Below are 6,732 nucleotides of genomic sequence, written 5' to 3'. Positions count from 1 at the left end.
AAAGATCGCAGCCTTCGGCAGCTCCTACAGGAATTGGTGTAGGAGCTGCCGAAGGCTGCGATCTTTTGCTTCTGTATCACGCCCATCAATCATCCTGTTCAGCCTTTATCAGCACGCCTAGACTCGGCCCAACCCCAATTTCAGGTAGGCCGCCATGTCCGAGACGCTGCTCAGTTCCCGCAATCTGGCTTTCGAGCTGTATGAAGTCCTTGATGCCGAGGGCCTGACCCGGCGTGAGCGCTTTGCCGAGCACAACCGCGAGACCTTCGACGCCGCCATCGGCACCGCGCGCAACATCGCCGAGAAGTACTTCGCCCCGCACAACCGCAAGGGCGACGAGAACGAACCGCGCTACGAAGATGGCAAGGCGATTCTGATTCCTGAAGTGAAACCAGCGGTGGATGCCTTCCTTGAAGCCGGATTCCTCAACGCCGCGAGAAGTTTCGACGCCGGCGGCATGCAGCTTCCTACACTGCTGTCGCAAGCCTGCTTCGCGCATTTCCAGTCAGCCAACGCGGCTTCAACGTCCTACCCGTTCCTGACCATGGGCGCGGCGAACCTGATTGAGAGCTTTGGCACGGACGAACAGAAACAACGCTTTCTGCAACCGATGATCGATGGCCGCTTCTTCGGCACCATGGCCCTGACCGAGCCCCACGCAGGATCATCGCTGTCGGATATTCGTACGCGCGCCGAGCCGGCGTCCGACGGCACTTATCGCCTGAAGGGCAACAAGATTTTCATTTCCGGCGGCGATCACCCGCTCTCGGAAAACATCGTGCACATGGTCCTGGCCAAGCTGCCCGACGCACCTGCGGGCGTTAAAGGTATCTCGCTGTTCATCGTGCCGAAGTTTCTGGTCAACGATGACGGCAGCCTCGGCCAGCGTAACGATGTTCTGCTGGCCGGGCTGTTTCACAAGATGGGCTGGCGCGGCACCACCTCCACAGCGTTGAACTTCGGCGATAACGGTGAGTGTGTTGGTTATCTGGTGGGAAAACCGCACCACGGCTTGAGCTACATGTTCCAGATGATGAACGAGGCGCGGATCGGCGTCGGCATGGGCGCGGTGATGCTCGGTTATGCCGGTTACCTGTACTCGCTGGAGTACGCCCGCGAGCGGCCACAGGGTCGCGTGCCGGACAGTAAGGATCCGACCACAGCACCGGTGGCGATCATTCAGCACGCCGATGTCAGACGTATGCTGTTGACGCAAAAGTCCTACGTCGAAGGTGCATTTGACCTCGGCCTCTATGCAGCGCGGCTATTCGATGACACCACGACGCTTGAATCCGAAGCCGAGCGCAAGCAGGCGCATGAGTTGCTGGATCTGCTGACACCGATCGTCAAATCCTGGCCGTCGGAGTTCTGCCTCAAGGCCAACGAACTGGCGATCCAGATTCTTGGCGGTCACGGTTACACCCGCGAATATCCGGTGGAGCAGTATTACCGCGATAACCGCTTGAACCCGATTCATGAAGGCACCCATGGCATTCAATCGCTGGACTTGCTCGGGCGTAAATTGGCGCAGAACGGTGGCGCGGGACTGAAGCAATTGATTCGTCTGATCGCCACCACGGCAGAGCGCGCAACGGCGCATGAATCGCTGACCGCGTTGCGTGAGCCGTTAGAGAAACTGGTCGCGCGCCTGCAAACGGTGACCATCGGTTTGTTGACCGATCTGGCACAGGGCAAGGTCAATAGCAGCCTGGCGAATTCGGCGCTGTACCTGAAGGTGTTCGGCCACACGGTGATTGGCTGGCGCTGGCTGGAGCAGGCGATTCGTGCCGAGGAAGGGTTGGCCAAGGGTAATGCGGCGGATGCTGACTTCTATAAAGGCAAGTTGCAGGCGGCGCGGTATTTTCTGACGTGGGAAGTGCCGGGTTGTCACCATAAACTGGCGTTGCTGGAGGCGCGGGATGATACGTGTCTGGCGATGCAGGATGCGTGGTTCTAAAAGCCAACCCTCACCCCTGCCCTCTCCCAAAGGGAGAGGGGGCCGACCGAGGTGTCTGACGCTATACATCGACCTGAAAAACCGCATCGACTATGGATTCAGTACAGTACTTTCAGGTCGGCGTACCTCCTGAATTTTCCACGGTCAGTCCCCTCTCCCTCTGGGAGAGGGCTAGGGTGAGGGGCTTTTCTGGCTCAACACTCAACTCAGCTTGAACCCACCCATCTGCCGCGCCAGATCATCCGCCAGCCTCTGCAACATCTGACAATCCTCACGACAGGCCCGAACCTCCCCCGCCGTCGCCCGCGCCAGATCGGAAATCCCCTGCACATTGCGGTTTATTTCCTCAGTCACCGCCGACTGCTCTTCCGTCGCCGTCGCGACCTGATGGTTCATGTCACTGATGCGCTCGACCTGCCCGGTAATCGCTGTCAGCGATGCCCCGGTGCGCTGGCTCGATTCAACCCCGGTGCCAGTTGCCGCCTGCCCCGTGCGCATCGACGACACGGCGTTTTCCGCGCCTTGCTTGAGGCTGCCGATCATCTGCTGGATTTCGTCGGTGGAGGCCTGCGTCCTGCGCGCCAAAGTGCGCACTTCATCAGCAACAACCGCAAAGCCGCGCCCCATATCGCCGGCGCGCGCCGCTTCGATAGCGGCATTGAGCGCCAACAGATTGGTCTGCTCGGACACGCCGCGAATCACCGCCAACACCGAATCGATCGACGCGACTTGATGCGCCAGCTCCCCCACTGCCCCCGCCGCAACGCCAATCTCATCGGACATGCTTTCAATATGCTTGATCGAGCCACCGACCACTTCCCGCGCCTGCATCGCTTCATCCCGCGCGGTCTGCGAGGCGAGCGCCGCGTTACCGGCGTTCTGCGCAATCTCCTGCACGGTCAGGCCCATTTCGTGAACGGCGGTCGCGACCATGTCGGTCATTTCCTGCTGACGGCCAGAACGTTCAGCGGTGTTCTCCACCACTTTCGCCACCTGCCCCACGGCCGTACGCAGACGCTCGCTAGTGGTCAGCACTTCAGCGATCATCCCGCGCTGGCTGTCGAGGAAACGATTGAAGCCTCGGGCGAGATCGCCCAGCTCGTCGGCGCGACTGGAATCTAACCGGTGGGTCAAATCTCCACCGCCGCTACCGATTGCTACCAGCGCCGCTGTTACCTGACGAATCGGCCGCACCAGCCCTTGCGCCAGCCACACCACCAAAGCGAGGCACACCAGCGCTACGGCCAGACCGATACCGCCGCTCATCCACATCGCTTTTCGGGCTTCGGCATAGATCTGCGAATGCGGCACTTCGGCCACCAGAGTCCAGCCCAAATCGCGCAAGGGCAGGCTGAAGGCGAGGAAGTCTTCGCCATCCCTCTGGAAGCTGCTGCTGATCGCCGTTTTCTGGCCCATGACGGCCTGCGCCGCATTGGCGCCGATCTGCTCGCTCAAGGTGCGTTTGCCGCTGAACTGCGCTTCGGGATGCACCTGGATCAAACCGTCGGAACGCACGAGATAGACCTTGCCGCGCTCACCAAAGCTGAAGTTGTGAATCAGCTCCGACAGCTCTTTCATACTCAAGCCTAGCCCGGCAACGCCGACCACTTTGCCGGCCTGCTCGACCTTCAGATCGATGAACAGCGCCAATTCCCCGGTGGCGCCGTCGTTGTCGATATTGAGGGTGCGCGGCTGATTGCTGTCGAGGAAAGAATAGAACCAGGCATCGGCCGGTTTGCTGCGACTGAGGGTGCGATCCAGACCTTTTTCGGTGATGTAGTGATTGGATTCGGTGCCGATGATCAAAGCGGTAAAAGCTTTGTGTTCGGCGCGGATGCCTTCCAGATACTGCGCGAAGCCCGCTGTTTTGCTGCTGTCTTCGCCTGAGGCGAGCCAGTCACGGACCATCGTATTACTGGCAATATCCTTGGCCGCTGTCAGCGGTTGCACAAGGATCCGTTCGATATCGTTGCGCGTCGCTTCGATGCTCGACGGCAGAGCTTGTTCGACCAGATAACTCTGGGCGAGGCGGTTGACCACCAGGGTATAAATGCCAACCACGATCAGGATACTGACCAGCAGGGCGGTGCCCATGCTGAGAATCAGCTGCCATTGAATACTGCGTCGCCACAACTGCATGGAGCACCCCCAAAGAATAAGTGGCCGAGACAATGCAACAGCCGTGCCGATTGTATACAACCCAATCGACAATCTATTCTTTGGTTGTGCGCAGCTCCATCAACCCTGGTTGATGGTCTTGGCAATAGTGTCGACCGTGGCGCTGACTTGCTCTTGGTAACGGTCGAGTTCTTCCTGGTGCTGCTTCTTCATTTCGATCTGCTGCGAGCACAGATTCATCGCGGCCAGCACCAGCAAGCGGTCACCGATCAGCGTCGGGTATTTGCGTTTGGTGTCGGCCAACGCGGCCTTGAGCATCAGTGCCGCGTCCAGCAGGGTCTGTTCTTCCCCGGCCGGTGCCTTGATCGAATAGTCCTCCCCGAGAATCGAGACGACTTTTACCCCTGCTGTGTGGTGGTTCATGCGCTGACAGGACCTGCGTTGACGCGATCAACCAGGGCTTGAATGCGGGCGGCGGTGGCGCCGTGCTTTTCTTCCTGCTCCATCAGGTTCAGTTGCAGGCTTTCGTTTTCATCCTTGGCCTGGGCCAGTTCCGTGGACAGGGTCTGGTTGGTTTGCGCGAGGGTCTGGTTCTGTTGCACCAGGTCGCTGACGAGCTGTTCCAATTGGCTGAGGGATGCTTCCAACATTTTGATCTTCCAAGCGTTTTTCAAAGGGCGCGTACGATAAAGAAAAGTCATCACGGATGCCAGGGTTAAACCGGCGCAAAGCCTTGATTTTCCTGGCGGCCGACCGTTCTCGCGAGTTTTAAAGACTGTGATCTGCCGATCTGGTTCCTGCACTTCGTCGCCCAAGCCCTTCTGCGACAAATACGCACAGCACCTCAAGACTTTAGTCGCATGACCGATAAGTCATCCATACAGCAGTCTCAGCCCGCATGGACGCGGCCCTCTCTTGGTATCCGCCCCATGTCCCTTCGCAATATGAATATCGCCCCACGGGCGTTTACCGGCTTCGCCCTGATCGGCGGCCTGATGCTGGTTCTCGGCGTGTTTGCGCTTAATCAGATGAGCAAAATCCGCGCAGCAGGCGAAGACATCGCCACGGCCAGTGTGCCTTCGATCAAGGCCCTCGACGAGTTCACCCAACTGACCCTGCGCCTGCGTGTTTTGTCGTATCGGTTGCTGATCAACCGTGAACCGGACGTTCAACAAAAGACTGTCGAACTGTTCGAGTTGCGCAACAAGCAGATCGCCGACGCCCAGCGCGCCTACGAGCCGTTGATCGACGGCCCGCAAGAACGCGCGGCTTATGATCAATACATACAGTTGCTCGCGCAGTACCGCCAGCTCGAAGACCGGATGAAAACCCTGTCGCGCAACAATCAGATCGATGAACTGCGGCAGATGCTCAACTCGGACTTGCTGAGCAACTCGGAAGCGGTGAACACCGCCCTCGCGCGTTTGCTGGAGATCAACACTCAGCAAATCGCCGAGACGGATAAAGGCGCGAGCGATCAGTTTTCGATGTCTTTCAACCTTGTGGTCACGCTGTTGGTGATCGCCACTGGCCTGACATTTCTCTTCGCATGGCTGCTGACCGTCAGCATCACCAAGCCGATCTCCAAAGCATTGGAAGCTGCGGAAACCATCGCCGAAGGCAACCTGACCCAGCCGATCCACGTTGACGGTGAAGACGAAGCTGGCCGCCTGCTGGCAGCCATGGCGAAGATGCAATCGAAGCTACGTGACACCCTGCAGCGTATTTCCGGCTCGGCGACTCAGTTGGCTTCGGCAGCGGAAGAACTGAACAGCGTCACCGACGAAAGCGCGCGTGGTCTGACTCAGCAGAACAACGAAATCGAACAGGCGGCCACTGCTGTCAATGAAATGACCAGCGCTGTGGAAGAAGTCGCGCGCAACGCAGTGAGCACTTCGGAAGCCTCGAAGAATGCCACCACCTCGGCCGGTGATGGTCGTGATCTGGTCCAGGAAACGGTCAGCGCCATCGAACGCATGAGCGCCGATGTGCAAAGCACTGCGTCGTTGATCGGCGATCTGGCCAATGAATCCCGCGACATTGGCAAAGTGCTGGATGTGATTCGTGGTCTGGCCGATCAGACCAACCTGCTGGCACTGAACGCAGCGATTGAAGCGGCACGCGCCGGTGAAGCCGGCCGTGGTTTTGCGGTGGTGGCGGATGAAGTACGTGCCTTGGCGCATCGCACTCAGCAGTCGACCAGCGAAATCGAGCGGATGATCGGCAGCATTCAGAGCGGCACCGAACACGCCGTGGATTCGATGCGCAACAGCACCGAGCGTGCCGAGTCGACCCTGAACATCGCCCGTGGTGCCGGCATGTCGCTGGACACCATCAACACCGCCATCGTCGAGATCAACGAGCGCAACCTGGTGATCGCCAGCGCCGCTGAAGAGCAGGCACAAGTGGCGCGGGAAGTGGATCGCAATCTGGTGAATATTCGTGATTTGTCGGTGCAATCGGCGACTGGCGCGAATCAGACCAGTGCGGCGAGCAATGAGCTGTCGCGGTTGGCGCTGGATTTGAACAACATGGTTGGGCGGTTCAGCCTGTAAATTTTGAGATTAAGGTCAAAAGCCCCTCACCCCAGCCCTCTCCCAGAGGGAGAGGGGGAAAGGGAGCAGATCTTCATACATTTCAAAGTCTGAGTTCGACTC

Annotated in this window: 5 protein-coding genes and 2 pseudogenes; 3 read left to right on the top strand and 4 right to left on the bottom strand. The window is 58.9% G+C overall.

Features of this window, described 5'->3' with window-relative positions:
* The first annotated feature begins 154 nt into the window (after positions 1-154).
* Positions 155-1,957: an acyl-CoA dehydrogenase gene (locus tag PMI23_RS24830; RefSeq protein WP_007909531.1), complete on the top strand. Its 1,803-nt coding sequence runs from the start codon at positions 155-157 to the stop codon at positions 1,955-1,957.
* A gap of 201 nt (positions 1,958-2,158) precedes the next feature.
* Here PMI23_RS24830 and PMI23_RS30405 read toward each other — a convergent pair whose 3' ends face one another.
* The 4 genes and pseudogenes from PMI23_RS30405 to PMI23_RS24815 all read right to left on the bottom strand — a co-directional run bounded on the left by PMI23_RS30405 (position 2,159) and on the right by PMI23_RS24815 (position 4,725).
* Positions 2,159-2,890 (bottom strand): methyl-accepting chemotaxis protein, encoded by a 732-nt coding sequence (locus PMI23_RS30405; protein WP_371042269.1) that lies wholly within the window; start codon positions 2,888-2,890, stop codon positions 2,159-2,161.
* A gap of 135 nt (positions 2,891-3,025) precedes the next feature.
* A pseudogene (locus PMI23_RS30400) lies at positions 3,026-4,051 on the bottom strand (HAMP domain-containing protein); the annotation flags it as partial.
* Between the two features lie 144 nt (positions 4,052-4,195).
* Complete coding sequence (locus tag PMI23_RS24820; protein ID WP_007909527.1) at positions 4,196-4,498, bottom strand: cell division protein ZapA; 303 nt, start codon at positions 4,496-4,498, stop codon at positions 4,196-4,198.
* Positions 4,495-4,725 carry a hypothetical protein gene (locus PMI23_RS24815; RefSeq protein WP_007909525.1) on the bottom strand — a complete coding sequence of 77 codons (231 nt, stop codon included), beginning with the start codon at positions 4,723-4,725 and terminating at the stop codon, positions 4,495-4,497. The genes PMI23_RS24820 and PMI23_RS24815 overlap by 4 nt, the downstream gene beginning before the upstream one ends.
* A 210-nt stretch (positions 4,726-4,935) precedes the next feature.
* On the opposite strand from PMI23_RS24815, the pseudogene PMI23_RS30395 reads away from it, so the two are divergent.
* Together PMI23_RS30395 and PMI23_RS30390 are read left to right on the top strand one after the other, a co-directional pair.
* Positions 4,936-5,727, top strand: a pseudogene (locus PMI23_RS30395) (MCP four helix bundle domain-containing protein); the annotation flags it as partial.
* A 30-nt stretch (positions 5,728-5,757) separates the two neighbouring features.
* Positions 5,758-6,630, top strand: a complete 873-nt coding sequence (locus PMI23_RS30390; RefSeq protein ID WP_371042268.1) for a methyl-accepting chemotaxis protein — start codon at positions 5,758-5,760, stop codon at positions 6,628-6,630.
* Positions 6,631-6,732: the final 102 nt, after the last annotated feature.

It is taken from the genome of Pseudomonas sp. GM24 (genome assembly GCF_000282235.1).
Lineage (GTDB): Bacteria > Pseudomonadota > Gammaproteobacteria > Pseudomonadales > Pseudomonadaceae > Aquipseudomonas.
Note: the sequence above shows the minus strand (reverse complement) of the source record. Positions and strands in the feature narration are given on the sequence as shown.